General features: G+C 64.2%; 28 protein-coding genes. 8 read left to right on the top strand and 20 right to left on the bottom strand.

The genetic code is table 11. From position 1 onward, the window contains the following. Positions 1 to 127: 127 nt before the first annotated feature. Together KVF90_RS01190 and KVF90_RS01185 are read right to left on the bottom strand one after the other, a co-directional pair. Positions 128 to 907: a MotA/TolQ/ExbB proton channel family protein gene (locus KVF90_RS01190; RefSeq protein WP_264393032.1), complete on the bottom strand. Its 780-nt coding sequence runs from the start codon at positions 905 to 907 to the stop codon at positions 128 to 130. A 78-nt stretch (positions 908 to 985) separates the two neighbouring features. Next, a complete protein-coding gene (locus KVF90_RS01185; protein ID WP_264393031.1) occupies positions 986 to 1669 on the bottom strand; it encodes an energy transducer TonB in 684 nt (227 codons plus the stop codon). Between the two features lie 885 nt (positions 1670 to 2554). On the opposite strand from KVF90_RS01185, the gene KVF90_RS01180 reads away from it, so the two are divergent. Continuing rightward, complete coding sequence (locus KVF90_RS01180; RefSeq protein WP_264393030.1) at positions 2555 to 2929, top strand: hypothetical protein; 375 nt, start codon at positions 2555 to 2557, stop codon at positions 2927 to 2929. A 72-nt stretch (positions 2930 to 3001) separates the two neighbouring features. Next, positions 3002 to 4339: a homoserine dehydrogenase gene (locus tag KVF90_RS01175; RefSeq protein ID WP_264393029.1), complete on the top strand. Its 1338-nt coding sequence runs from the start codon at positions 3002 to 3004 to the stop codon at positions 4337 to 4339. A gap of 3 nt (positions 4340 to 4342) precedes the next feature. On the opposite strand, the gene KVF90_RS01170 is transcribed toward KVF90_RS01175, so the two are convergent. Then, positions 4343 to 4987, bottom strand: coding sequence for a hypothetical protein (locus KVF90_RS01170; protein WP_264393028.1), 645 nt, complete (start codon positions 4985 to 4987; stop codon positions 4343 to 4345). Between the two features lie 11 nt (positions 4988 to 4998). Beyond that, positions 4999 to 5679 carry a hypothetical protein gene (locus tag KVF90_RS01165; RefSeq protein ID WP_264393027.1) on the bottom strand — a complete coding sequence of 227 codons (681 nt, stop codon included), beginning with the start codon at positions 5677 to 5679 and terminating at the stop codon, positions 4999 to 5001. Positions 5680 to 5735: 56 nt separating this feature from the next. Here KVF90_RS01165 and glpX point away from each other — a divergent pair, with 56 nt between their 5' ends. The 3 genes from glpX (at position 5736) to KVF90_RS01150 (ending at position 8964) form a co-directional block, all read left to right on the top strand. Then, positions 5736 to 6752 carry a class II fructose-bisphosphatase gene (glpX, locus tag KVF90_RS01160; RefSeq protein WP_264393026.1) on the top strand — a complete coding sequence of 339 codons (1017 nt, stop codon included), beginning with the start codon at positions 5736 to 5738 and terminating at the stop codon, positions 6750 to 6752. 268 nt (positions 6753 to 7020) lie between these two features. Further along, complete coding sequence (locus KVF90_RS01155; protein WP_264394598.1) at positions 7021 to 8100, top strand: DUF5694 domain-containing protein; 1080 nt, start codon at positions 7021 to 7023, stop codon at positions 8098 to 8100. A gap of 282 nt (positions 8101 to 8382) precedes the next feature. Next, positions 8383 to 8964, top strand: a complete 582-nt coding sequence (locus tag KVF90_RS01150; protein ID WP_264393025.1) for a DUF4189 domain-containing protein — start codon at positions 8383 to 8385, stop codon at positions 8962 to 8964. Between the two features lie 307 nt (positions 8965 to 9271). Here KVF90_RS01150 and groL read toward each other — a convergent pair whose 3' ends face one another. Together groL and groES are read right to left on the bottom strand one after the other, a co-directional pair. Further along, positions 9272 to 10903, bottom strand: a complete 1632-nt coding sequence (gene groL / locus KVF90_RS01145) for a chaperonin GroEL (RefSeq protein WP_264393024.1) — start codon at positions 10901 to 10903, stop codon at positions 9272 to 9274. Between the two features lie 56 nt (positions 10904 to 10959). Further along, complete coding sequence (gene groES, locus KVF90_RS01140) at positions 10960 to 11247, bottom strand: co-chaperone GroES (RefSeq protein WP_264393023.1); 288 nt, start codon at positions 11245 to 11247, stop codon at positions 10960 to 10962. 207 nt (positions 11248 to 11454) lie between these two features. On the opposite strand from groES, the gene KVF90_RS01135 reads away from it, so the two are divergent. Next, positions 11455 to 12309, top strand: coding sequence for a mechanosensitive ion channel family protein (locus tag KVF90_RS01135; protein WP_264393022.1), 855 nt, complete (start codon positions 11455 to 11457; stop codon positions 12307 to 12309). Here the strand turns inward: KVF90_RS01135 and KVF90_RS01130 are convergent. Then, a complete protein-coding gene (locus KVF90_RS01130; RefSeq protein WP_264393021.1) occupies positions 12306 to 13703 on the bottom strand; it encodes an MATE family efflux transporter in 1398 nt (465 codons plus the stop codon). The genes KVF90_RS01135 and KVF90_RS01130 overlap by 4 nt on opposite strands. A 238-nt stretch (positions 13704 to 13941) precedes the next feature. Here KVF90_RS01130 and KVF90_RS01125 point away from each other — a divergent pair, with 238 nt between their 5' ends. Then, complete coding sequence (locus KVF90_RS01125) at positions 13942 to 15342, top strand: hypothetical protein (protein ID WP_264393020.1); 1401 nt, start codon at positions 13942 to 13944, stop codon at positions 15340 to 15342. A 3-nt stretch (positions 15343 to 15345) separates the two neighbouring features. Here the strand turns inward: KVF90_RS01125 and csgH are convergent, their stop codons facing one another. From csgH to rplJ, 10 genes are all read right to left on the bottom strand, one after another. Continuing rightward, positions 15346 to 15705, bottom strand: coding sequence for a curli-like amyloid fiber formation chaperone CsgH (gene csgH, locus KVF90_RS01120; RefSeq protein WP_264393019.1), 360 nt, complete (start codon positions 15703 to 15705; stop codon positions 15346 to 15348). Further along, positions 15702 to 16475 carry a hypothetical protein gene (locus tag KVF90_RS01115; RefSeq protein ID WP_264393018.1) on the bottom strand — a complete coding sequence of 258 codons (774 nt, stop codon included), beginning with the start codon at positions 16473 to 16475 and terminating at the stop codon, positions 15702 to 15704. The genes csgH and KVF90_RS01115 overlap by 4 nt, the downstream gene beginning before the upstream one ends. Positions 16476 to 16482: 7 nt before the next feature. Then, a complete protein-coding gene (locus tag KVF90_RS01110) occupies positions 16483 to 17133 on the bottom strand; it encodes a hypothetical protein (RefSeq protein ID WP_264393016.1) in 651 nt (216 codons plus the stop codon). Between the two features lie 73 nt (positions 17134 to 17206). Next, positions 17207 to 18739: a beta strand repeat-containing protein gene (locus KVF90_RS01105; RefSeq protein ID WP_264393015.1), complete on the bottom strand. Its 1533-nt coding sequence runs from the start codon at positions 18737 to 18739 to the stop codon at positions 17207 to 17209. Between the two features lie 83 nt (positions 18740 to 18822). Continuing rightward, positions 18823 to 20844: a beta strand repeat-containing protein gene (locus KVF90_RS01100; protein ID WP_264393013.1), complete on the bottom strand. Its 2022-nt coding sequence runs from the start codon at positions 20842 to 20844 to the stop codon at positions 18823 to 18825. Between the two features lie 413 nt (positions 20845 to 21257). Then, positions 21258 to 22232, bottom strand: a complete 975-nt coding sequence (locus KVF90_RS01095; RefSeq protein WP_264393012.1) for a CsgG/HfaB family protein — start codon at positions 22230 to 22232, stop codon at positions 21258 to 21260. An 8-nt stretch (positions 22233 to 22240) separates the two neighbouring features. Then, positions 22241 to 22660: a curli assembly protein CsgF gene (locus tag KVF90_RS01090; RefSeq protein WP_264393011.1), complete on the bottom strand. Its 420-nt coding sequence runs from the start codon at positions 22658 to 22660 to the stop codon at positions 22241 to 22243. Between the two features lie 347 nt (positions 22661 to 23007). Continuing rightward, a complete protein-coding gene (locus KVF90_RS01085; RefSeq protein ID WP_264393010.1) occupies positions 23008 to 23523 on the bottom strand; it encodes a hypothetical protein in 516 nt (171 codons plus the stop codon). A gap of 157 nt (positions 23524 to 23680) precedes the next feature. After that, complete coding sequence (rplL, locus tag KVF90_RS01080; protein WP_264393009.1) at positions 23681 to 24052, bottom strand: 50S ribosomal protein L7/L12; 372 nt, start codon at positions 24050 to 24052, stop codon at positions 23681 to 23683. 68 nt (positions 24053 to 24120) lie between these two features. Continuing rightward, positions 24121 to 24633 (bottom strand): 50S ribosomal protein L10, encoded by a 513-nt coding sequence (gene rplJ / locus KVF90_RS01075; protein ID WP_264393008.1) that lies wholly within the window; start codon positions 24631 to 24633, stop codon positions 24121 to 24123. A 409-nt stretch (positions 24634 to 25042) separates the two neighbouring features. Here rplJ and KVF90_RS01070 point away from each other — a divergent pair, with 409 nt between their 5' ends. After that, a complete protein-coding gene (locus KVF90_RS01070) occupies positions 25043 to 25450 on the top strand; it encodes a phosphate-starvation-inducible protein PsiE (protein WP_264393007.1) in 408 nt (135 codons plus the stop codon). A gap of 43 nt (positions 25451 to 25493) precedes the next feature. Here the strand turns inward: KVF90_RS01070 and KVF90_RS01065 are convergent, their stop codons facing one another. Genes KVF90_RS01065 through KVF90_RS01055 form a run of 3 tightly spaced genes read right to left on the bottom strand, consistent with a single transcriptional unit; the run spans position 25494 to position 26427 of the window. Continuing rightward, entirely contained in the window at positions 25494 to 25730 is a 237-nt protein-coding gene (locus tag KVF90_RS01065) for a helix-turn-helix domain-containing protein (protein WP_264393006.1), read from the bottom strand. Beyond that, complete coding sequence (locus KVF90_RS01060) at positions 25730 to 26266, bottom strand: DUF2975 domain-containing protein (protein ID WP_264393005.1); 537 nt, start codon at positions 26264 to 26266, stop codon at positions 25730 to 25732. Before KVF90_RS01060 ends, KVF90_RS01065 begins: the two co-directional genes overlap by 1 nt. A 23-nt stretch (positions 26267 to 26289) precedes the next feature. After that, positions 26290 to 26427 (bottom strand): hypothetical protein, encoded by a 138-nt coding sequence (locus KVF90_RS01055; protein ID WP_264393004.1) that lies wholly within the window; start codon positions 26425 to 26427, stop codon positions 26290 to 26292. Positions 26428 to 26525: the final 98 nt, after the last annotated feature.

The following is a 26525-nucleotide window of genomic DNA, read 5'->3' as shown; positions in this document are numbered from 1 at the left end:
GTGAATTCCTAGCCTGTCAAAACATTGACTTGAAATGCCTGCCCCGTCCGGGCGCCGCAAATGCGGCTTGCCGTCCGGCGGCGGGAGCGACCCGAAGGTCGATCCCGCCGGCTTGCGGCAATGACGATCAGGACTTGGTGATCGTGGTCGGGCTGGCGGCGGGCTTTGCAGCCGGCTTGGCGGCCGGGGCTGCACCCTGAACCGCCGGCTTCACCGCACCGTTCGAGTTCATGTAGGCGAGCAGGTCGGTCGAGAAGGTGCTGAGCATGGCGCCGATCTTGCGGTTGCGCGACTGCAGCCAGTTGAACGCGAACACCGCAGGCACAGCGACGAGCAGACCGATGGCGGTCATGATCAGCGCTTCACCGACCGGGCCGGCGACCTTGTCGATCGAGGCGTTACCGGCGATGCCGATGTTGATCAGCGCGCGGTAGATCCCGATCACGGTGCCGAGCAGACCGACGAACGGCGCGGTCGCGCCGACGGTGGCGAGGAACGACAGACCGCCCGAGAGTACGGCGTTGATCGAATCTTCCGAACGCTGCAGCGAACCATGCATGTAATCATGCGATTCGAGGCTGTCGGTCATCTTGCCGTGGTCTTCCTGCGCCTTCACGGCGTCGTCGGCCAGCTGGCGCCACGGGCTGTCCTTGTCCAGCTTGGTCGCGCCTTCCTTGAGGCTCGACGTGCGCCAGAACTGGGTCTGCACGTTCTTGTACTGCTTCATCACCTTGTTCTGTTCGAACATCTTGGTGAACATGATGTAGAACGAACCGACAGACATGATGATCATGATGGCGAGGATCGACCAGGCAACCGGGCCGCCTTCCTTCATGGCTTCGACGAAGCCGAACTTGTTTTCGGGCGCGGCTTCACCAGCGGCGGCAGCGAGAAGGTAAAGGTTCATTGCGAAAGTCCTTTTGAAAGAATTGTCATAAGGGCCGGCGGGCCAGAAGTCCCTTGAGCCGCCAGCCCGATTGATCCGTCAGTTCAGCTTGTAGGTAATGCGGGTTGACCAGCTCGCGCTGATCGGATTGCCGTCCGCATCCAATGCGGGGTCGAACCGGCCGTAGCGTTCGAGATCCTTGCAGGCGGCACCATCAAGGATGTCCGATCCGCTCGAACCCGTGACCGAGCAACCTGTTGCACGACCATCAGCCGTAACGGTGACGCGAACGCCCACGGTACCTTCGATTTCTTCCTGCGCTGCACGACGCGGGTAATTTTCCTGAATGCGGGCAGCCCAGCTACGCTGGTTCTTGGGCTGCACGCCGCGTGCCTTCGACACCCGCGGAGGGGTCGGCGGACCCGGAGGTGCGGTCGGGCTCGTGGTCGGCCGCGTGTCCGTACGGGTCGGCGGCGGAATGTCCTGACGCGTCTCCACCGGCGGCGGATTGGGCGCGATGTTGAGCTGTTGCGGCGGAGTAACCGGCGGCGGCGGCGATGTCGGCTCCGGCATATCTTCCGGCGGCGGCGGCGGCTCTTCCTCGGGTGGCGGCGGCTCTTCCTCTACGTTAACGGTCGTCACACGTTCGACCATTTCCTTCACGGCGTCGACGGCAAGGAACAGGACCATACCCGTACCCACGAGGCCGACGATCGACAGCGCGATAATCAGCGACACAAGCTTGGGCCCGGTCAAACCTTGTTGTTGGCTAGCGTAGGACATCCAGCGCTTTCTCTCCAAATACTAGCCGATCATACGATCGGCACACTCCCCACCCCTCGGCCATAGCGGCCGGCGAGCGGATCCCGGTAATTTCGGTCCTCCCACGCCGGGAATGAAAACGCGGGCGTGCGGCTGGCGCTGCGCCCGAATTTTTCCCGGCTGGCACGCTCTGCTCATGGATGACCAGAACGCAACCTGAATTGTTCCCGCGGCAATGTCCCCAATCCCGCGCGATCAATCACTCGGGCTTTAACCGGCAACCCCAAGCCGATCAAACGCTTTTGCGGTTCAGGGCGGATTCACTGCGAGCCATGTGCAATAGCCCCTGCTAAAGTGCGCTGGCAAAGCCGCTCGCCAGGGCGCCGGTCAGGCCATAAGTTAAAGGTGAATTAATGCCGTTTTTCAAGACTCTGAAGGTGGCGCTGGTGGCGCTTTGCGGGCTCCCGCTGGGGGTTGCTGCGGCGCAGGCACAGACACAAGTCGCAGCTGTGCAAGACGCATCATCTGTGCCGACCTATGCCGATCTCGCGACACTTTCTGACGCGGCGGCACTGGTTCTGAAGGTGCAGATTCGCCAACAAACCGCTCTCAAGCCCGACCGCGCGCCCGGTGTCGCGCCGGGATTCGCGCGGCTGTATATCCAGGCGCAGACCACCGCGCTGATCGCCGGGCGGAGCAGCGTCGGCGGGACGCTGGCCTATCTGGTGGACGTGCCGCTAGACCCCAAGGGGAAGGTGCCCAAGCTGAAAAAGCGGGAGTTTCTGCTGTTTGCGAAGCCTGTGGCGGGCCGCGCGGGTGAGGTGCAGCTGGTCGCACCGGGAGCGCAGCTGGCTTACACGCCGGCACTCGAAGCGCGGCTGCGCCCGATCCTGACCGAGCTTTACAGTGGCGAGGGCGCCCCCCCCGCGCATCACCGGGATCAGCGATGCGCTGGCGGTGCAGGGCACCTTGACCGGCGAATCAGAGACGCAGATCTTTCTGGCCACCGAAAATCGCTCGCCGGTCTCGATAACCGTGCTGCGCCGCCCGGGCCAGCGGCCGCAATGGGGCGTGTCCTGGGGCGAGATCATCGATTCGGCGGCGCGCCCGCCCGCGCCCGAAACGCTGCGCTGGTATCGCCTCGCCTGTTCGCTTCCCGCGCAGTTGCCCAGCAATGCCAACCTCGCCCGCGATCCGGCCGAGCGGCGGCTGGCGGCGGGGGACTATGCCTATGTGCGCGAGGCGCTGGGGCCGTGCGCGCGGCGGATCACCACGGGCTGATGTCGCGCATCCGCGCTTGACCGCGCGGCTTGCACGGTTAAGCGCCGGGTCCCGTCACCGATGGAGGGCCGCTTGACTGATACCGCCACACCGCAACCCTTGACCATTGCCCCCCTACGTATTGCCATCGCCGGGCTCGGCACCGTTGGCGTGGGCGTGATCCGGCTGCTCGACACCAATGCCAAGCTGATCGCGGCGCGCGCCGGTCGCGCCATCGAGGTGGTCGCCGTGAGCGCGCGCGACCGCGGCAAGGATCGCGGCGTCGATATTGCCCGCTTCGCGTGGGAAGACGACATGACCGCGCTCGCCCGCCGCGATGATGTGGATGTGGTGGTGGAACTGGTCGGCGGATCGGACGGCCCGGCGCTGGCGCTGTCGCGTGCAGCTTTTGGTGCGGGCAAGGGCCTCGTCACCGCCAACAAGGCGATGATCGCGCATCACGGGCTGGAATTGGCCGAACTGGCCGAGGCTGCGGGCGCGGCATTGAAATTCGAAGCGGCGGTGGGCGGCGGCATCCCGGTTATCAAGGGTCTGCGCGAAGGCACCTCGGCCAACGCGCTCACCAAGGTTTACGGCATCCTCAACGGCACCTGCAATTACATCCTGTCCGAGATGGAGGCGACCGGCGCCGATTTCGCCGACGTGCTGGCCGAGGCGCAAAGGCTGGGCTTTGCCGAGGCTGATCCCGCCTTCGATATCGAGGGTGTGGACGCGGCGCACAAGCTGGCGATCCTTGCCGCCATCGGCTTTGGCACGCGGGTCGATTTCGCGGGCGTGCGGGTCAGCGGCATCACCCAGGTGCGCGCTGCCGACATCGCGCAGGCCGATGCGCTGGGCTTTGTGATCCGCCTGATCGGCGAGGCCGATGTCGAGGAGACACCGCAGGGCCAGCGCCTGCTCCAGCGCGTGCGCCCCTGCCTTGTCGCCAAGGGCCACCCGCTCAGCGCCGTCGACGGCCCGACCAATGCGGTCGTGGCCGAGGGCAATTTCTCCGGCCGCCTGCTGTTTCAGGGTCCCGGCGCGGGCGACGGGCCAACGGCGAGCGCGGTCGCTGCCGACCTGATCGACATTGCGCGCGATGAAGTGGGCGCGCCCTTCTCGATCCCGAGCAGCCAGCTTGCCGCGCTGCCTCCCGCCGAACCCGGCCACCGTACCGAGCGCACCTATATCCGCTTCATGGTCAAGGACCGTCCCGGCGTGCTCGCCGAACTCACCGCCGCTTTGCGTGACGGGGACGTCTCGATCGAGAGCCTCATCCAGCAGGGCCGCTCGCAAAGCGGGGGCGAGGTGATGGTGGCGATGGTGACGCATGAAGGGCCAGAGCGCTGCGTGGCCAAGGCGCTGGCGCTGCTCGAAGGATCGGACAGCCTCTCGGGCGAGCCGCTGGTGCTGCCGATCCTGCCGCTTTAAGCGCTATTCCTCTGGCACAGGCTTTTCAGGCAAGCCCAGCTCCGCTTCGACCCGCCGGCGGTCCTCGTCCGAAAGCGGCGCATCGTCTGTCTCGATCGGCGGCAGGCCTTGTGCCACCCGCTCGGCGTCCGAACCCTCGGGCGGCGGCGGGATAGCTTCGACATCGACGATCAGCGCAGGGTCCTTGGGGCAGGGCGGGATGAAGCACAACCCGCTCACTGTGGGTGGGCCGCGGAAGATGCCCGCCCCGGCAACATCGGGCGGCGGCAGCGTGCCTGCGTTCTGCGTCCGCTCGGCATAGTCCTTCAGCCACGCCTCGCGGCTGCCGCTGTAGAGCTGCGAGGTATCAGCCGGAAGCTCGCGGCACACCACGATCTCGCCCTGCACCACCCCGCGTTCGGTCTGGTCGGCACACTCCTTGAGCTCGGCCGCATTGGCCGCTTCGGAGGTTTGCGGGGCGGCGAGAATGTCGATCTGCTGGGGCGGTTCGCTGCCCGGTGCATCGGGGCCGAGGTCGATCGGCACACGTTGGGGTGCAGGCTGTTCAGTGGTGGCAGGCGGAAGGCGGGGCGGCAGGCGCGAGGCTGACGGCATCGGCTGTGCACCTGACGCCAGCAGCAGTGCGGCCGCGAGAAGATTGGCGATCACCGCGCGGTTCTCTACCCGCCCTTCTTCTTCGGGCGCGGCGGCACGGTGGTCTTGATCCCTGCTGCCTCGCGCCGGGCCTTTTCCTGTTCCTCGGACAATTCGCCGTCCTGACCCAGCGGCGGCAGACCCTGCGCAATGCGGTCCGCATCTGAGCCCGAGGGCGCCTTGGGCAGAGCGGCGACATCGATCATCAGGGCTGGCGGCGGCACCCCGCCAAAGCCGATGCCCTTGCCGTTATCGGGAATGCCAAACATCTCCGGCGCGCGCGGGGCGCCCTTCAGCGCGGTTTCCTCGGCATAGCGCTTCTGGCTTTCGGCACGGCTGCCGGTCAGCCCGGTGCCATCGCTCCCCACCTCGCGGCACACCACGATCTCGCCGCTGATCGTGCCTGCATCGGAATCATCGCGGCATTCCTGAAGCTGCGCCTGATTGACCTCGCCGCGCGGCACGGTGACCAGCACATTGATCCGCTGCGGCGGCGCGGTGACCGGTGCCGGGGCAGGCGTAGCGGCAGGATCGGCAGCGGGCGAAGGCGATGCTGTCGCTGCGGTGTCATCCTGTGCGGCCAGAGGCGCAAAACAGACAGGCGCCAAACCCAGCGTCAACGCAGACAGGGCGTGACGAAAACAGGGCAGGGCAGGCGTGGCATTGCTCGACAAACCCGTCTCCATCCGCTTAAGCGCCGGGGGCATTCCAAAGGTGGCTGCAACCCTTGCGGCCACCAGACCAACAGAGGGCTGAATTTCACATGAACTCCTCGACCGATACCCAGCTCGCCACGAGCGCACAAGGCATTGACGAAAACGCCATCCAGCGCGTGCTCGTGCTCGAAATGGTGCGCGTCACCGAGGCGGCGGCGGTGGCTGCGGCGCAGCTGATCGGGCGCGGCGACGAGAAGGCGGCGGACGCGGCGGCCGTGGAAGCCATGCGCCGGGCCTTCGACAACCTCTACATGGACGGCACCGTGGTAATCGGCGAGGGCGAGCGTGACGAAGCCCCGATGCTGTTCATCGGCGAAAAGGTCGGCATGGGCAAAGGGCCCAAGATCGACATCGCGCTCGATCCGCTGGAAGGCACCACCATCACCGCCAAGGCCGGGCCCAATGCGCTCGCCGTGCTGGCGGCGGCGGAAGAAGGCTGCCTGCTCAATGCGCCTGACGTTTATATGGACAAGCTGGCGGTCGGCCCGGGCTACCCCGAAGGCATCATCGACCTTGCCAAGAGCGCGACCGAGAATGTCTGCGCGGTCGCCAATGCCAAGGGCGTGAAGCCGTCAGAGATCAATGTCTGCGTACTTGATCGTCCGCGCCATGCCGAACTGATTGCAGAGCTGCGCGCACTGGGCTGCGGCGTGGTGCTGATCGGTGACGGCGACGTCGCCGGCGTGATCGCGGTGACCGACGAGGAAACCACCATCGACATGTATATGGGCCAGGGCGGCGCACCGGAAGGCGTGCTCGCGGCCGCGGCGCTGCGCTGCGTCGGCGGGCAGTTCAACGGCCGTCTGGTGTTCCGCAACGACGACGAAAAGGCCCGCGCCCGCAAGTGGGGCATCGAGGACCTGAACCGCATCTACAAGCTGGAAGACCTCGCCAAGGGCGACTGCATCTTTGCGGCCACGGGCGTCACCGACGGTTCGCTGCTGCGCGGCGTAAAGCGCCGCCGCAAGCCCACGGGCGAAGTGATCCTGACCACCGAAAGCGTGGTGATGCGGGCATCGAGCGGGACAGTACGCTGGATCAGGGGTGAACACCGGATCGCGTGAGGGCGAAGGACAGCTTTCGCGCGTTTCGAGCCGCTAACTGCCGTTCGGCTATCGACTCCCAGCCGGAATCTTCCGGGAAGCCAAATGCGGTCCGGCACAAGCTATCGCATCAGTCATCATCAGATGCCTCGGCAAACCATTGGCACTGGATGAACTAGTGTCAACGGTGCCGTTGACCGGATAGTGATGACAGTTGTAATCGTAGATCTTGTCATTCCTACCGCGGGAAGGGTGAGGCGAGATGTCAGGATATTCGATTTCAGCCTTGATGGCTCTGCTCGCAAGTTTGGTTGCAGCGCCAATGGCTGCGGCGCAGGACCCAGTGGCTTCTTTCGATCCGCGCACGTACCAGCAAGTCCATATTGGCGAAGCAACGCAAATCTTGGTTCTGGGCACACCGCACCTCAGCGGCACACCCGATGGCTGGGACCCGGCGGTGCTGGAACCGCTGCTTGATCGCTTGGCTGGCTTCAAGCCCGATGCGATCGCGATCGAGGCGCTAACCGGGGTCGGCATCCACGCAATGTGGGCATATCGGGAAGCCTACCCGGACGTGGCAACAACCTATGGTGCCAGGGCTATGGCGCTGGCCGGTATATCGCGCTCGACCTTGGCGATGGACATGCCCCAGGCCGAAGCCGAAATGCGCCGCACCTTGGCTACCTGGCCGGCCGCGCCCACGCCCGAACAGCGGCGGCGACTTGCAGCGTTGTTCGTTGCCGCTGGGGACCCGAACTCGGCGCTGGTGCAATGGTGGCGACTGGCACCGGCAGATCGCATTGCGGATGCAAGCATTTCACCGCTTCTGGCGCGTGAGCTTGATGCCTTCGCTGCCCGCCGCAATGAAAATCATCTGATTGCCGCCCGTTTGGCCGTGCGCCTGGGCCTGGATCGTGTGAACCCCACCGACGATCAAAGTGACGAGTCGGACCCGGCAATGGCCAAGCCGATGGAGGCCTTCATGGCCGAGCCGTGGCTTACTGATCTGCTGGTCGAACCGCGCTTCAAGGCTTTGGTCGAGGCATCCGGCAAGCTCACGACACCTAACGAAACCTTGGCGACATATCGCATGCTCAACAGCGGGGCCGCAGGCCGGATCGATGCCGACGGGCAGTGGCTCAACATGCTGAACCGCCCCAGCCCCGATCAGGTTGGCCGCCGCCGTGTGGCGCTGTGGGAGGTGCGCAATCTTCGCATGGTCGCAAACATCCGTGAAGTTGCTGCCCGCCACCCCGGCGGGCGTGTTCTGGTAATTGTAGGCTCGGCACACAAGCCATGGTTTGACGCCTATCTTGGCATGATGGCCGACGTGCAGGTAGTGGATGCGGCAGAATTGCTGGCGAGATAGTTCAATCCGGAAGCCGCCATTCCGAATTTCCCCGACCACCATTCACGTCAGATCGGTCATCCTGAGTCCCAAAGCTGAGGGGCAGTTATTCCGTCCTTCCGGGCTTGACCCGTGGTCCCGCTGTCGCGGGGTTCACGGCGTTATGTGCCGTTTCCCCTGAATTGCCGGAATGCGCATAATGCGTACCGGTTCGTGGTGGCATATTGACAACAAGAGGCATCGCCGTCGTTCTGCATGGCATTGAAATCGCTTGCCCCTTCATCGCCATGTACGGAGTTTCCGATGCCCGAACTGATAGCCAACCAAATGTTGTCGCGCCGGACTTTGGCACGGGTAGCGGGTGTCCTCTCGATCGCAGCAGGGTCACTTGCCCCGGCCAGCGCCCAGATGACCGACGCTGAGGTCTATGAGCATGTCATCAAGCCACAGGAAGAAGGGCGGGCTGCGACAGTGGCTGACATCCTCGCACGTCCGTCGAACTGGGGTCCGGGAGAGATCCGCAGCAACAGCAACTATGGCTCGATTGCATGGTATGCAAAGAGCGACGGTGATTATGGCTATATCGTCGCGCGCGGATATATTTCACCAACATCTGCGCAGGTCCAAATGGAGATCGAGTGCGATAGCCGCGGCGTGTCCTGCCAGGCCAACCGGGTGATCTCAAACCAGTGGCTGGCGATTGGAAAGCGAACCGACAAACTTCATTACACGACTGCAGGCGGCCAAAGCCGGGAAGAAGCGGAAGCGCTCGTCCTCCAGCAATGCCAACAGGATGGCGGCACCTGTGTTATCCAGGACGTTTTCGACATTATGCCGCACAAGCGTGGGATGACGTATTTGCGCCCCAAGGTTAAGCAGCGCTGATCCGGAGTTGCGGGAAATCAGGCTAGGGTCTTCCTTGGGATAGGACAGAAATTCCGGGGACTTGATAATCACGCGTCGCTGGTTTCAGGCCCGTTCCGCAGCATCGCGCGCCCGGCGGCGTCTGCCGACCGCCTTGCCAGAAAAGCGACCGCGCACCAAAAAACCCCGGCGGATCGCTCCGCCGGGGTTTTCCTGTGCTGGTGCCTGGGCCGCCTCGGGCAAAGCCCGAGTCGTCAGTCGGAGCTGCGCTCCGCTGGCCGGATCGGCGCGAGCACCGGCCAGCATGGCTGGCCGGGCCGCTATCCGATCAGAAGCCCATGCCGCCCATGTCGGGCATCGGGGGCGAAGCCGGCTTGTCTTCCGGACGCTCGACGATGGCCGCTTCGGTGGTGATCAGCAGGCCGGCGACCGAAGCTGCATCCTGCAGCGCGGTGCGGACGACCTTGGTCGGGTCGATCACGCCGGCCTTGACCAGGTTCTCGTAAACGTCGGTCGAAGCGTTGAAGCCCTGCGTTTCGTCATTCTCGCGCAGCAGGTTGCCTGCAACGACCGCACCATCATGGCCGGCGTTCTGGGCGATCTGCTTGATCGGGGCGGTGATCGCCTTGCGGATGATGTCGATGCCGCGGGTCTGGTCTTCGTTCGCGCCCTTCAGGCCTTCGAGAGCCTTGGTGGCGTAAAGCAGAGCCGTGCCGCCGCCGGGGACGATGCCTTCTTCAACCGCAGCGCGGGTCGCGTGGAGAGCGTCGTCGACGCGGTCCTTGCGTTCCTTCACTTCGACTTCGGTCGCACCGCCAACCTTGATCACGGCCACGCCGCCAGCAAGCTTGGCGAGACGCTCTTGCAGCTTCTCGCGGTCGTAATCGCTGGAGGTGTTGTCGATCTGGGTGCGGATCTCGGCAACGCGGGCCTTGATGTCTTCGGCATCACCGGCGCCATCGACGATGGTGGTGTTGTCCTTGTCGATCGAGACCTTCTTGGCCTGGCCGAGCATACCGACGGTGACGTTCTCGAGCTTGATGCCGAGGTCTTCGCTGATCATCTCGCCCTTGGTGAGGATCGCGATGTCCTGCAGCATCGCCTTGCGACGATCGCCGAAGCCCGGAGCCTTCACAGCCGCGACCTTGAGGCCGCCGCGCAGCTTGTTGACCACGAGAGTCGCCAGTGCTTCGCCTTCGATGTCCTCAGCGATGATGAGCAGCGGACGGCCCGCCTGCACCACGGCTTCGAGGATCGGCAGCATCGCCTGCAGGTTCGACAGCTTCTTTTCGTGGATCAGGATGTAGGGGTTATCCAGTTCCACGGTCATCTTGTCGGGGTTGGTGATGAAGTAGGGCGACAGGTAACCACGGTCGAACTGCATACCTTCGACGACATCGAGTTCGAACTCGAGGCCCTTGGCTTCCTCGACGGTGATCACGCCTTCCTTGCCGACCTTTTCCATGGCTTCGGCGATCTTCTCGCCGACTTCACGGTCGCCATTGGCCGAGATGATCCCGACCTGCGCGATTTCCGAGCTGTCCGAGACGTCCTTGGAACGGCTCTTGAGGTTCTCGACAACCGCGATCACGGCCTGATCGATCCCGCGCTTGAGATCCATCGGGTTCATGCCGGCGGCAACCGACTTCATGCCTTCGGTGACGATCGCCTGGGCGAGCACGGTGGCGGTGGTGGTGCCGTCACCGGCGCTGTCGTTCGCCTTGCTGGCGACTTCGCGCAGCATCTGGGCGCCCATGTTCTCGAACTTGTCCTTGAGTTCGATTTCCTTGGCGACGGTGACGCCGTCCTTGGTGATGCGGGGCGCACCGAAGCTCTTGTCGATGACGACGTTGCGGCCCTTGGGGCCCAACGTCACCTTGACGGCGTTGGCGAGGATATCGACGCCGCGCAGAATGCCTTCGCGGGCTTCGCGGCCGAACTTGACGTCCTTGGCTGCCATGATTGTTTCTCCTGAGATTGGGTTGGTATTGGAAGGAAGCGGAAGGGATCAGGCGATCAGCCCATGATCCCCATGATGTCGCTTTCCTTCATGATCAGCAGGTCTTCGCCGTTGATCTTGACTTCGGTGCCCGACCACTTGCCGAACAGCACGCGATCGCCAACCTTGACGTCGAGCGGGATACGATCGCCGTCTTCGTCACGGTTGCCTTCGCCGACGGCGACAACTTCGCCTTCGCTGGGCTTTTCCTGGGCGCTATCGGGGATGATGATGCCGCCAGCGGTCTTCTGGTCGGCTTCGATGCGACGGACCACAACGCGGTCGTGCAGCGGACGAAATGCCATGGTTATGACCTTTCCTTGATGGGGTGAGTTTGCTTGGCACTCTCCCTCTGAGAGTGCCAACGAACCGGCATTTGGTCGTGGGGACTGAATGAATCAACCCCTGCACACGCAAAAATTTCGCAGCCGATGCGTTTCCGGGTGCGGGGTGGTCAGCGCAAGCAGGCTCGGTTATCCAGCCTCCCGCCCTTCAAGGAGCCTTTTGCGACGATGACTGCCCCCAAGCTGCCCGCCCGCCTCGCGGCCCTTAATGACGAGATCAACGTAACGGCCGAAGCGTGGGTCTGGCTGAAAACCAATCTCGCCTATCTGACCGGCGCGGTGGCCGTGCTGGTCATCGGCGTGATCCTTGCCCGGCTGCTGTCGCGCTGGGCGGACCGCGCGCTGACCGGCAACAGCCGGATCGAGCCCACAGTCGCAAAGTTCCTCAGCAACATCATCAAATATGCCTTGTGGTCGATCGTCGCGATCACGGTGCTGACGCAGTTCGGGGTGCAGACGACAAGCATCATCGCGGCGCTCGGCGGCCTCGCGCTGGCAGTGGGCCTCGCGCTGCAAGGCACGCTCAGCAATGTCGCGGCAGGCGTGATGATCCTGATCCAGCGCCCCTTCCGCGTGGGCGAGTACATCACCGCAGGCACAGTCGCAGGATCGGTGCAGGCCATCGGCCTGTTCACGACCGAGATCCTCCAGCTCGACGGGCTCTACGTCATGGTTCCCAATAACGAGTTGTGGAACAAGGCGGTGGTTAACCATTCGCGGATGCCGACCCGCCGGTTCGAACTGGTGGTGCCGATCAATTACGAGGACGATTTGCGGGCGGCGCGTGCGGCGATGCTCGAACTGGCGAACTCCGATCCGCGCGTGCTGGCTGATCCAGCGCCGGTCGCCTTTGTGGCGGCGCTGGCCGACAACTCGGTGCGTGTCGGCCTCAGGGTGTGGTGCATGACCGGCGATTATCTCGCGCTGTCATGGGCCTTGAACGAGGGTGTGAAGCTGAAGTTCGATGAACTCGGTTTGACGATCCCGACCGGCGTCGCACCGGCACCGGCCGCCGCGCGCTAGGCGGCGTCTTCGTAGCGCGTCAGGCCCAGCGCATCGCGCCGCGCCCAGCGCCACAGCAGCCCTGCCGCCGCGAAGAACAGCCCGGTGGCAAGCCCGATCCACACCCCTGTCCCTTCGAGCGGGGTGTAGAAGCCGAGCCAGATCGCTATGCCGAAGCCCGGCACCCAGTAGCTGAAGATCGCGATCCACATCGGCACGCGGGTATCCTGCAATCCGCGCAGCGCGCCCGCACCCACCGCCTGCACCCCGTCAGCCAACTGGAAGATCGCGGCGAGCACAAGGTATTGCAGCGCAAAGGCCACCAGCGCGGCGTTGGCGGGTGCATCGGGATCGACATAGACCCACAGCATCGCCTCTGGCACCAGCACCATCGCCAGCGCGGTCGTGCTCATGAAGCCGGTGCCGATCACCAGCGCGACCCAGCCCGCGCGCCCCGCCGCCACGCGGTCGCCCGCGCCATGGTGGAAGCCGACGCGAATGGTCGCCGCCTGCGCGGTGCCGAACGGGATCTGGAACGCGAGCGCGGCGATGTTCAGCGCCAGCGTGTGCGCGGCCAGTTCGGTCTCGCCGATGCGGCCCATCAGCAGCGCCGCGCCGCTGAACAGACCGGCCTCTGCCAGCACGGTCAGCGCAATCGGCGTCCCGATCACCATGATCTGCTTCAGACGCGACCATTCCGGCCGCCACCAGCGCCCGAAGATACGATAACGCCGCAAGGTGCGGTCATGGCCAATGACGAACACATAGGCCGCGAGCATCGCCAACGCGGTGATGACGCTCGACAGCGCCGAGCCTGTCAGGCCGAGCGCGGGCATCCCGAGATTGCCGAACACCAGCGCCCAGTTGCCCAGAAGGTTGGTGCCCAGCGCCAGCAGGGTGATCGCGGTCGCATAGCCCGGCTTGCCCAGCGCGGCGACGAAGATGCGGAACACGCCCGCCAGCACCATCGGGATCATCGCAAAGGCAATGATTGCGAGGAAATCGCCCGCCAGTGCGGCAATCTCGGGCTCCTGCCCGCTCGCCAGCAGTAGCGCCTCTCCGCCGAACGCGATGGCCATGCCGACCAGCCCGAACAGCACCGCCACCCACATGCCCATCCGCACCGTGCGGCGGATATCGCGCACAGAATTGAGCCGCCGCCCGCGCTCGGCCGAGATCAGCGGGGCGCAGGCACCGACCAGCCCGGTCATAGCCCAGACGGTCAGACCGAAGATCGCGATGCCGAGGCTCGATGCGGCCAGCGGCTTGTCGCCGAGCCGGGCAATGAAGATCACATCGACCGCGTGGATCAGCATCTGCAACAGGTTCGTCGCCGCAAGCGGCACGGCCAAGGCCAGCGTCGCGCGCAGTTCCTGCCCCCAGCTGGGCGTGTCGAGTGTGCTTGTGTGTTGCATGATCGGTGCTTGGGTCGCCTTGAGGCCCGCGGTCAGGCGAGCCGGTCCGGATAGGGGCAGGGATGATTCGGGGGAAGGGCAAAAGCCCGCTTGTCACATCACTTTGCCGCAATGGGGGAGGAGGTGGCGCTCCATTCAGAGGAACATTGACTGAACATCGTCCCGAAATGGCGCAATTTGGGCGAATCCGCTTTGTCGAATCGCCCGCGCGCCGCATAATTCGCGGCTTGGGGGCATAGTGACACAGGGCCGAGGTTTTTCTGACGACGCTGGCGGAGGCCGCACCGTGGATGGTGCGGGCGATGCCGTGCGCCGTAGGGGGCCGGGCCGCCGGTTGCTGACCCGTATCCTGCCCGGCGGGGTGATGGTCATGGCCGCGCTGGCCTTGCCCGAATTCTCGGTCGGCGCGGGTGATCTGGGCGGGGGCGAAGGGCTGTCTGACCCGCCCGAACCTGCCGCAAGGCGGGGCCAAGCGGGGGTTAACCGCGGGTCAGAGACGGCCAAGCCGGGGCTGGCGGGTGTCCGCTACGCGCCGATTCTCGATCTCGGTACCGATCCCGTTCGCGCGGTTACCGATCCCGTTCGCGCGGTTGCTGCTGTGCCTCTGGCTGTCCTGGCGGAACCATCGCTGTCGGCTGCATCACGTCCGCTACCCGAAGTTGCGCCTGCTGTGCCGGTACCCCAGTCACGCGCTGTGCCGCCGGGTCTGGCGGAGGCGGCCGTGCAGGCTCCCCCCTTGCCCGCCGAGCCTGTTGCGGCTGTTGCCGCGCCGGTGACGCCGTCTGTCGCCACGCAATCGGCGTGGCTGCCAGAGTCGGCACAGGAAGCTTCGTTACCCGAACCTGCTGCTGACAACTCCGCCTTCGCGATCCTCCTGCCCGATGAGCAGCCGGCCCTACGCGCCCCCGCCGGGACGTTGGCCGAGCCGGTGCCTGAAGCCGCTCCGGCATCCGTGCCTGTCCCGGAGGCGGCGGCGCGGGTCGTCTCCGTCGCTGCGCCGGTTGTGCCGGTGCAACCCGCCATGCTGGGAGCAATCGAGCAGGTCGGCCCGGCACGGATTGCCGCTTCTGCAGCTCCGGCTGCGCGCCCTGTCCAGACTGCTCCCGCGCCGCAAATCGCGCCTGCACCGATCGTTGCCAAGGCGCCTGTCGCTGCACCCGCCGCCCGCGCGCCGGTCAGCGCCGCCCCGTCGCCGCCTGCCGCTGTCGTCGTGCCCAAGCCCGCGCCCGCGCTGGCCGCGCCCGTTTCGGCCAGCCCGTCGCCGATCGCCGATCTCGCGTCCAAGTCGCAGCTTGTCACCCGCGTCGATGGCCGGACGGCAGGCGCGCTCGATTTCCAGCAGACCGCCGCCGGGCTCAAGGTGCGGCTGGGATCGGTGGTGGAGGTTCTGGCCGACCGTTACGACGACGCGCAGCTCGCCCGCATCCGCACTTCGGCGGCGGGGAATGCCTATGTCTCGCTTGCCGAGTTGCAGGCGCAGGGCATCCCGATCAGTTATGATCCGGTCTATGACGAGTTCAATATCGGCCGCACCGATACCCGGCCCAAGGCCGCGCGCAAGGTCCACATGGACCAGATCAGCGCGCCCGAACGCGGGCTTGGCGCAACCGGCATGGCACAGGTGCCGCGCCCGCGCTGAAGCCTAACCGGCGGTGCAATTCCCGCGGGTGATTTCGTAGGGCGCGCCGCCCTCGTCCTCGGCCACCAGCTTCACGCACCAGTTCTCGCCCGCGGGCGTGCGCATGGTCGAAAGCACCGCCTGCGTGCCGGCGGCCAGCGTGGTCGAGCCGCGATGGCGCGAGGTCGATTGCCCCGTCACTTCGAGCGCATAGCTTACCCCCTGCGCGTGTGGCGACAGGCCGGTGAGCCGGACTTCGAGCATTCCGTCACGGCTTTCGACATCAAGGGTGAGGGCGTGCGGCGCGTCAGTCATCACAGGCTCCACGGTGGCATGGGAAAGGAGCATGAGCGCAAGCGCGCCTGCGGGAAGGGCAGTGGTCATGGCGCGCGGCCTCCAAGCTGGTTGATCAGCGCATTGACGAGCGCCTGCGTTTCTTCGCCGAGGCCCTGGGTTTCAGGTTCGGCATTGCCTTGGGGATTGGCGGGCGCGGTGGCAGCCGATCCCAAAGCGATCGAGGCGATCGCCTGATTGCTGAAATCGCCGCTCGACGCGCTGCCGCGTGCCAGCCGTTCTATCACCTGATCGATGCTCGGCAGGGCGCTGTTTTCAAAATCGCCGCGCAGCAGGCTTTCTTCGGCGCTGAGGGGGCGGTCGGTGCGCGCGGCGAACTCGCCCGAGCGGGTTTCCAGCCGGTTCTGGCACAGCGCCAGAACCGCTGCAACGGCAGGCGGATTGTCGCAGATGTCGCTCCCCGTGATCGCCTGCAGCAGCACGAGCCGCTCGGCTGGCGAAAGCTGGGCGAGGGTCGCGTCAAGATCGGCGCTGGAAAGCTGCGCCATGCCCGGCCCGCCTTGCCCGCGTGCGGAAATCTGGCTGGTGGGCGCGCTGCCCTCTCCGCGCGAGATCTGGTCGCCGGTGGTTTGCATCAGGCTGGCGCGGGGCGGCTGCGGTGGGACCGGTCGTCCGGTCTCGTCGAGATAGGCGCGGCCCGGCCCGGATGCGGCAGGCGCACCGGGCTGCGTGATCTGGGTGGCTTCAGTGCGGCTGGCTGGCGAGGCCGTTTCGTCCTGCCGGGCCATCGCACCGTTCGCCATCAGCCCCGCCGCAGTCACAGCGGACGCCATCAGGGCAAGGCGGGGCAACCGGATCATCGCGGCCCTATCCGCCCGGCGGGGGCGCGAATTGCGCGCCGGTGTTGCTTTGCGTGACCTGAAGATTGCCGCCGCCGGTCTGGGTGATCTGGAGATCGGCGAGGCCGTCTCCGATCTGGCTCCATTCGAGGTGATTGCCACTGTCGAGCTGGGTGGCGGACATGGTGTTGGCGTCGCCAAGCTGTTCAAGCTCTGCCGAATTGTCGCTGCCGTTCTGGGCAAGGATCAGGCGATTGCCATTGCCGCGTTGCGCAATGGCGGCACTGGTCTGTTCGGCGGCCGAGATTTCGCTCTGCATGACCAGCGCAGAGTTGCCGTTGCCTTCCTGAAGCAGGGCAAGATCGGTCGAACCGTCGCCATCCTGCTGTGCATCGACAAGGTTGCCGTCACCATCCTGCGCGATCTGTGCGCGGTGCGGTGCCGCACCCTTCTGGGCAAGGTCGATCTGGTTGGCTTCGCCATCCTGCACGATCTGCGCGAGGCTATCGGAATTCTGCTGGACGATTTCGGTGCGGCTGCCGTCGCCGATCTGCGTTACGAACACGCCGCGCTCGGGGCCGTTCGGTACTGTTTGCGCGGCCCCCGGCGTGCCGAGCGCGCCCAGCACAGCCGCGCCCGTCATGAGGCACAAGGCAGGGATGAGGGCGCGTGAGGACATGGGTTTTCCCGGTAGTCGATTATGGACCTCCGGGCGAGACCAAAGTCCCGCCCGGAGCGCCTGAGTGGTCTCGTTACGAGCCCTGGGTGACCGTCACCGAGCCGTTGGTGCCGGCCTGGATGATGTTCGACACGTTGCCATTGTCGGTCTGCGTCACGGTCGCCGTGTTGGTCGCTCCGCTCTGCAGGATATCGGACACGTTGCCGGCACCGGTCTGCGAGACGCCGGCGGTGTTGCCGTTGCCCGATTGCAGCACGGTGGCTTCGTTGAGCGAGCCTTCCTGGAACACATCCGATCCGTTGTCGTCGCCCGACTGGTTCACGCTGGCGGTGTTGGTGCCACCGATGACGTTACCGATCTGCTGGATCGTGCTGTTGTTGTTCTCACCCGACTGGTCGACGGTGGCATCGCCATCGAAGACGTTCTGGGTCACGTCCGACATGTTGTTCGCGCCGGTCTGGGTGATCTGCGCCAGATTGTTGGTCGGGGTCAGCACCAAGGCACCCGTCTGGGTGACCTTCGAGGTCGATCCGTCGGAACCGACCAGCTGGTCGACATAGACTTCGTCAAAGCGGCCCGACTGGAAGATGTCGGATTCCACGTTGCTGCCCGACTGGAGCACGGTTGCCTGCGAGCTCGATCCCCAGGCCTGCTCGATTTCCGACAGGTTGTCGTTGCCCGACTGGGTGACAGTCAGGGTGTTGGTCGAGAAGGTCTGGCTGGCGATGCTGATGTTGTCATTGCCGGTCTGCAGGATCGTGGCGGTCGCAGCCTTGTTCAGCTGGGTCAGATCGGACGAGTTGTTGTCGCCGGTCTGGGTCACCTGGCCGGTGATGTTGTTGTCCGGGTTGCTGTTGCCCGGAGCCATATCGGCCTGCGTGATGGTCGAGGTGTTGTCCGTGCCGCTCTGGTAGACAGAAGCGAGGAACGAGTTCGAATTGTCGACCGTGAACGACTGCGAGATGGTGGATTCGTTCGGGCCGGTCTGCGTGGCGTAGGCAAACTGGTTCACAGCCTGCTGCGCATTGGCGGTCTGCGTGATCGTCGAGGTCGCGCCGTCGGTCTGGTTGACGATCGCGTTGAGGTTGCCCGCACCGGTGCCGGCTGCGCTCTGGGTCACGGTCGAGATGCTCTCATCACCGTTCTGGGTCACGCTCGCGAACAGGTTGTAGCTGCCCGTGAGGTTGGACTGGCCGATGGTCGAGGCGTTGGCATTGCCCTGCTGGTTGACGACCGCTTCCGGGTCTTCCGGAACGGCGCCGGTGCTGCCGAGGGTGGCGGTATCGGTCTGTTCGATGTCCGAGGTGTTTTCGTCACCGATCTGGGTCACGTCGGCAAAGCCGCCGAGCGTGTCCTGATCGGTCGTGGCGGTGTTGCCCGAACCGGTCTGGTCGATGATCGAGACACCGGCAGTGCCGGCCTGGGTCACTGTGGCGGTATTGGTGGTGCCGTCCTGATCGACATCCGAATTGTTGCTGCCGGTCTGGGTCACGGTGGCGCCGTTGCCGGTGCCGATCTGATCCACGGTGGAAACACTCTGGGCGAGGGCGGGGGTCGCGATGGCCAAGGCCACAAGCGATACGCCGCTGATGATGATGTTCTTCATGATTGACTGTCCTTTGATTTGTGATGCGTGACCGCGGGGGCGTGGAAGGCGGCGGCGCTTGCCGCGCCTTCCACACGCCGGGGTCACATGCCCTGGCTGACGATCGCGCTGTTGCCCGTGCCGTTCTGGTTGACGTCCGACGCGTTGCCGGTCGCCGCCTGCGTGACGGTTGCGGTGTTCGAAGTGCCGAGCTGGACGATGGTTGAATCGTTCAGCAGGCCATCCTGTTCGAGCGTCGCCGTGTTGAGATCGCCGTTCTGGGTGATGCTGGACACGCCATCATCGCCGTTTTGGGTCACATCGGCGTTGTTGCCGTCGCTGGCAGCCGCGGTGATGATCGTGAAGCTGCCGCTGATGCCCTGATTGATGACCGAGCGGTTGCCGTCGCCTTCCTGCAGCAGGGTGGCGGTCTGGTTCTCGCCGACCTGGGTGATCCCGGCAAGGCCGCCCGGGGCGCCCGAGATGTTGCCTTCACCGATCTGGTTGATCTGCGCGACCTGGTTGCGGCCGTACTGGTCGACGCGCGAGGTATTGTCGACGCCGTCCTGGGTCACCGAAGCGCTCTGATTCTCGTTGAGCAGGGGCAGGGTGAAGATGCCGACCCGGATGCTCGCCGAGTTCTGATCGACTTCCGAGCGGTTGCTCGTGCCGTTCTGGTTCACCGTCACGTCCGAGAAGTTCGCCACACCGCGCACGTCGGAGAAGTTGGTCATCCCGGTCTGGGTCACATCGACATCGGCTTCACCGGCAAGCTGCGCGATCACCGACTGGTTGGCATTACCGTCCTGGAACACAGTTGCATTGGTGTTGAGAGAGGTCTGGTTGATCGTGCTGGAGTTGTTCAACCCGCCCTGGAACACATCAATGGTCGAGTTAAGCCCGGTGCCGATCACCAGAGAATTGTTCGTGGTGCCGTTCTGGAAAACGTCGACCTCCGATCCAATCCCGTTCTGACGGACGTTGGAATCATTGCCCGTGCCGATCTGCCGCACGAAAAGGTCCGACCCGGCGCCGGTTTCGTTGGCGGTCGAGACGTTGTTGAAGTCGTTCTGTTCAACATAGGCTACGGCACCGATGCCCGACTGGGTGAGGGTCGAGGAGTTGCCCGTTCCGTTCTGGAGGATTTCGGTTTCCGACCCGGCTCCGCTTTGGGTCACGAATGAGGTGTTACCGATCGGCGAGTTGTTGCCGACCGGAATACCGGGGAAATTGTTCTGGGTCACCAGGGTGGAGGAATCCAGTCCGGACTGCGTGACGGTCGAGCGGTTGCCCGTGCCATTCTGCTGGATCGTGGTGTCGGCCAGCGAAGCCGACTGCGTGACCGTCGACTGGTTATCATCGCCGTTCTGCGTGACATCGGTCACCGAGCTGAAGCCGGTCTGGCCGATCACCGAGATATTGCCTTCGCCGGTTTGGTCGACAAACGCATCCGCCGAAATGCCACCCTGAGTGACCGTCGAAGTGTTGCCGGTGCCATCCTGGATGATGTTGGTCAGCGAGGCTGTGCCGGTCTGGGTAACGGTCGAAACGTTGCCCTGACCGTTCTGGTCGATGGTCGCCAGAGCATCATCGCCGCTCTGGGTGACGAAGGAATCGTTCCCGTCGATCGCGCCGTCATCATTGTTCTGGCTGACGAGGATGGTGGAGCTGTCGCCCGTCTGGCCGACCGTGCTGGCGTTGGCATTGCCGGTCTGGGTGACGGTGGCGGAAGAAGCGAGCGCGTTCTGGGTCACGCCCGAAACGTTGTCGGTGCCGTCCTGGTCGACGGTCACGTCGCTGTCATCACCATCCTGGGTGACGTTGCTGGTGTTGCCTTCGCCCGTCTGGCCCACGGTGGCTTCGTTGCCGCTGGCGGTTACCGACTGGAGGATGGTGGAGGCGTTGGTGCCGCCCGCAACGCTCGACTGGGTGACGGTGGCAGTGTTGTCGCTGCCGTCCTGATCGATGTCCGAGGTGTTGGTGCCGGTGCCCGACTGGCCCACGACGGCGGTTTCGCCGCTGCCGGTCTGCTCGACGTCGGAGGTGTTGGGGACAGCCTGTGCCATCGCAGCGCCGGCCAGCGAAATCGCGAGCATCGAAACACCGGTTTTGATCATTCTCTTCATTGCATTGTTCCTTCTGGATTTACGAAGATGTGCGACGTTATCCGGCCCCGCAGACGTTCATGCGTCGCGGGTGCCGGGATGGGGTTGGCAAGGCTTGAGGCAGGGTGGGAGGCTGGGCTGGCGCACACGCAGGTCACCGGTCCGGCCATGTCGGCCGGTTGGATGCTTGTCAGGTGATACGCAGTTAACCGCTCGGTATTCATTATTGCATCCGCCTTGGTGATAGGCGATACCGAGCATCGACCACGGCGCGCATAGACGCCGGGTCAATCAGGTGATCGCTTACCTTTTCCTCGCGCGCATCGGAGTTGCCGCTCCTTTGCGTGCTTTATTTTGTGCGGCCCTTGGCGCTTTTTGCGCCTTTCAGTTGACCCCGCCGGACTGCCGCGTCCTTCGGGGAATAGCTTCCGGCGTTACGAACCGTCCCGCCGTTCATTCTCCTTTTCGCCATCGACGACTGTCAGCGCCGTCAGCGAGCCAGCGCGCTTGATCGCCTTCTGGATATCGCTGGCGTCGTAAACGCCGTCACGCTCTGCGCGGTAGGCCGAGAGCAGCGGCACGGCGGCCGACATGTCCTCGAACCGCCACAGATCCAGCTCCACACCCTCGAGCACGAGGCCGTAGACAGCCTTTTCGATCGCCTGTTGCAGGGCGACCTGATCGGGCTCGTTGGAGGTGATCCCGGCCTCGGCTTCGAGCAGCTCGCGGAACGCCACGAACTTGAACGCGCTCGCGCCGATCGCCTGGCTGGCGATGGTCTTGGACGAAGTCACGTTGGCGAGCACTTCGCCGGTGCGTACCGAGACAGCGCGCAGGTAGACGGTCACCGTGTCCTGCCGGTATTCGGTGCGGGCACCAATCCCAAGGAAGGCCGCGCCAGCGCCGCCGGTGACGGTGTTGGTGTCGTATCCGACAATCCCGCCTTCCAGCAGCACGCCCGCAAACAGCAGCGCAGGCAGGGCATTGGGATCGATTTCCTGTTCGCCCAGATAGCGCTTGCGCATCTCGCCGATGATCTGGCGTTCGCGCAGCAGGTTATCCAGCCGCTCGCGTTCCACCACGGTAAACCATCCGCGGTTCCCCGCGTCCTGCAGCGCCTTGACCAGCATCGAGCTTGCGCCCTGCGTGACCGCGCGCGACAGGGTTTGCCCCTGTTCGCTCGGCTTGAACTGACCGGTCTGGTCGGTGAAGCCATAGACCGCAATCGCCACCGGCCGCTGCGGCGCAGGCAGCTGGTTGAGCAGGTTCTGGGTCTGGGTCTTCTTCGGGAAATAGGCGAGGCTGGTGGTGGTCGCCATCGAATTGCGCCCGTCCTGCGGCATGCTCATGCAGCCGGCAAGCGACAGCGCGGTGAGCGACGTCAGGGCAAGAGTGAGAAGTCTGCGCATCGTCCGGCTCAGTTCACGTCAATGAACAGCGGCACGACGATGCGGGTTTCCTCGCCCGTGGTGTCGTCGCGGATGATCAGCGTCACTTCCTCGAGCGAGCGGAAGAATTCAATCGTCTGCCCGCCGAAGCTGATGGTGCCGGATTCCTGCGGATTGTCGCCGAAGATCGCATCGACGATCTGCGAAGACAGCGCCGAGAGCAGGCGCGATTGCAGCTGTCTGGAGAAGATATCGGCCTGCGAGTTGCGGTTTGCCGCACTCGGATCGCGGAAATCATTGTTCGCGTTGGCGACGCCGAGCACGTGGTTCGAATTGAACGGGTTGCCGCCGAAAGTCGGGCTGATGGGCTCGTAAACCACATCCTGAGCCGCAAGCGGCGTACCGCACAGCACAGCGCAGCCCACAAGGCATGCCTTCAGATACGACATTATTTCCCCCCAAACTCAACCAGGAACCGGCTAACGGGGGATGCCCCCATTCAGCTCGGCAAAGTCATGCGACTCGGCGACCCGGTAATGAGATGTTAGGTAGTATTAACACGGTGTAAAGTAACTTAACCATGTTACATCGTCCGGCTGGCTTGACCGTCCGGTTCCTAAACGATTGCAAAGGATGCAATCGGGCCGTGGTTTTTGAGGGACGGCGAGCGCGGCCGGCGCTGGGTCAGTGCCGGTTTGCAATAAATGCAGCCTGTTTCGCGCCTTATCCAACGCCAAAAAAAGAGCGACGCCATCGCTGGCGCCACCCTTTATGTTTCATGAGATATGTCGCCGGGTTAGTTGGACGGCGCCGTCTGGTCGACGCCGGCAAGGGTATTGCCGATTGTTTTGGCGACGTCGGCCCGAACCTTTTCGTTGTGCTCCTCGACCGTCATCAGCTCCTTGCCATCCTTGTCGAGCAGCATTGCCGCGTTGCCCGAGCCAGCCGGTGCGAGGCGCACCATCAGCGGGCGCGGGAAGAGTGTGTTGCTGGCCCCGTTTCCGCCATCGACGACACCGCCGATAATCCCGCCTGCGATAATGTTGCCGAAGGTCGACCCGGCCAGACGCGACTGGAGGAGGACGTAAACCGGCTCGAATCCGGGCTTGCTGATATCGACCCGCGTGTCGGAACCGCGCCTGAGTTCGACGGTGCAGGGCGAAGTGCACTTGAGACCGTTCAGGAACACCACGTCGGCTCCGGTCGGATCGGTGTCGGTGGCGTAATCGACATTGGTGCCGTTGATAACGGTCGCGCAGCCGCTCAGTGATGCGCCCGCCAGCATGGCGAGAGCGATAAGCTTGAACTTCATGTAGTGACGTCCCCCTGTTTCGTGATCCCCTTGTCGGGATCACCACGTCAGTTAGCGCCACCCGATTTCAGGTAAACAAAAAAAGAGCGACGCCATTGCTGGCGCCGCCCTTCCATCTGCGGACGCTTCAAGACGCCCGCAAAACTTGCAAGAAAGATTACTTGAGCTCGACGGTGCCGCCGGCTTCTTCGATCTTCTTCTTGATGTCTTCGGCTTCAGCCTTGTTCACGCCTTCCTTGACGGCCTTGGGCGCGCCTTCGACGAGAGCCTTGGCTTCAGTCAGACCGAGGCCGGTGATGGCACGGACTTCCTTGATGACCTGGATCTTCTTCCCGCCGTCGCCGGTCAGGATGACGTCGAATTCGGTCTGCTCTTCGACAGCTTCGGCAGCAGCGGCCGGGCCAGCGGCAACCGCGACAGCAGCAGCGGCGCTAACGCCCCATGCTTCTTCGAGGGCCTTGGCGAGATCGGCTGCTTCGAGCACGGTCAGCTTCGAAAGTTCTTCAACAAGCTTGGCAATATCGGCCATGATGGTTCACTCCAAATTGTGGCGGGGCAAATGCGCCCCAGATTGTTTCGTCTGACGAAAAACGTCTCTTAAGCTGCCTTGTCCGCGTAAGCGGCGAACACACGGGCGACCTTCGCGGCGGGTGCGGTAACGACCTGGGCGATCTTCGTCGCAGGTGCGTTGACCAGACCGATGAGCTTGGCGCGCAGCTCGTCGAGGCTCGGCATCGAGGCAAGCGCCCGGATCCCTGCTTCGTCGAGAACGACCGAACCCATCGAACCGCCGACGATTTCGAGCTTGTCATTCGTCTTGGCGAATTCGACAGCGGCCTTGGCAGCCGCGACCGGGTCAGTCGACCAGGCCAGCCCGACCGGACCGGTGAGCATGTCACCAAGTCCGACATAGTCGGTGTTTTCGAGGGCGAGATTGGCGAGACGGTTCTTCGCAACCTTGTAGGTGGCGCCAGCATCGCGCATCTTCAGACGCAGGGCAGTGGACTGAGCCACCGTCATGCCGAGGTTGCGGGTGACGACCACCACGGAAACCTCGTTGAAGACCGCATTGAGCTGGGCAACCGCGTCGGCTTTCTGCGAACGATCCATGCCATACTCCTTCACTAATGGCCGTGCGGGCGGGTGCCCGAACGACCGGCTACGTTTGTCCGCGCACAGGGCCGCCAGGGCTCCGAACACGGGCGAGTCCGTCGAAAGGGAAGGAGGGTGTGCGCCGGCATCATGGCAGGCACGCAAGCAAGCAGCCGGGGCTGCCTGCGAAATCTCGTTTCCCCGTCTAGGCTGGAAATTAAGAAGGCCTGATTGCCTTCACCAACTGTCTCGGACGGATGACCGGATCAGCCAAAGGCTTGGCCGGTCGGCGGGCGCATTAGCCATGCGTGGCGACGAGTCAAGCCAATTGTCCCGTCACTGGCCCCCCTCGGCCGCGGCGATCGTCGCTGCCTTCAAGTGCCAAATCCTTGGTAAAGCACCGACCTTTGCCTTATAGCTGCGCCCGATGAACAAGCCCCAGCCCGACGACGCCCGGCCCGAACCGGTTTTGCAGGACAGCCCTGCGGGCAAACTGTTCAAGCTGATCGAACAAGGCCTGCTGATGCTCGCCGCGATCATGACGCTGGTGGCTGCGGGGGTGGAGGTCTGGTCGGTCTACCAGCGCGGTTCAATCGTGCTGGCCGATATCCTGCTGATGTTCCTCTATACCGAGGTGATCGCGATGATCGCGGTGTTCTACACCGGCAAGGGCTCGTCGTTCGTCTTTCCGATCTTCATCGCCATCACCGCGATTGCACGGCTGATCGTGCTGCAAGGCAAGGACATGGACGCAGAAAACGTCGTTTACGAGGCGGGGGCGATCCTGCTGCTGGCCTTTGCCGCGCTGGTGATGGGCCGCGTCCGTTCTGACTGAATATGGCGAGCGGGCCGGGGCGAACCCCGACCCGTCCGGCCATTCATTCCGCTTCGTAAGCGAGCAGATCGCCCGGCTGGCACTCCAACTCGCGGCAGATCGCGGCGAGGGTGGAGAAACGGATCGCCTTGGCCTTGCCGGTCTTGAGGATCGACAGGTTGGCGAGGGTGAGGCCGACACGCTCGGCCAGTTCGGTCAGCGTCATGCGGCGGGCGTAGAGCAGGTCGTCGAGCTTCACCATGATGCGGGTTCCTTCGAGGTCATCGTTGATGGGGGGCATCACACGGTTCCTTCCAGGTCTTCGCGCATCGCGGCGCCATGGCGGAACACGCGGGCGAGGATGAACAGGGTCAGCATCAGCAGCAGACCGCCCGCGCCCAGATCAATGTTCACATCGGCGTCGATGCTGTCGAGCGGGTCGAACTGCTCCAGCCAGGCCGCCTGCAAGGCGATCAGAAGCGCGGTGATATAGGCGCCCAAGACGGTCCAGCCCATCCGATTGAGGAGGTCAGCATTCGCCGGACGGAAGGGATCGCCCGCATCGACCGATGCGATGATCGACCACAGATCGCGCAGGAACTGGAAGGCGTGCCAGAACAGCCCGATGAGCATGGCGATCACCAGTGCAACCATCCAGTAAGCGTATTGGGGCGCACCGGCCGAAGCCAGCTTGGCGAGCAGGTCGCTGCGTTCAACGGTGAAGATAGCGCCAAGCCCGATCGTCAGCATCACCATCACGAAGATGCTCAGGGCGATCAGCAATGCGACGACAACTTTGGCCGCGGTTAGGAGCGGGTCAGTGCTGCGGAATTTCATGGCTTAATCCTTCAGGTTCGTGGTCAGGCGATGGCGGGCAGCGCAAGCACCGTCGGCGTTTCGGCCTGCGCGCTGGGGACCGACACGATTGCGCTGATCGAACCGAGCGAAAGGGCCAGCGCGGCGCAGGCGGCGAGGGTGGTGTTGAGGAAGCGGGTCATATCGTTCTCCTATGTGAGGCGTATCGTAATTCGATAAGTGCTCTCTAATCCGATTCGCTGCATATCGTCAATCAATAATATTGAAAAACGATATAGCC

It is taken from the genome of Porphyrobacter sp. ULC335, from assembly GCF_025917005.1.
In the GTDB taxonomy this organism is placed as follows: Bacteria; Pseudomonadota; Alphaproteobacteria; order Sphingomonadales; family Sphingomonadaceae; genus Erythrobacter.
The sequence above is the reverse complement of the archived record's forward strand: the minus strand, read 5'-3'. Positions and strand labels throughout refer to the sequence as shown.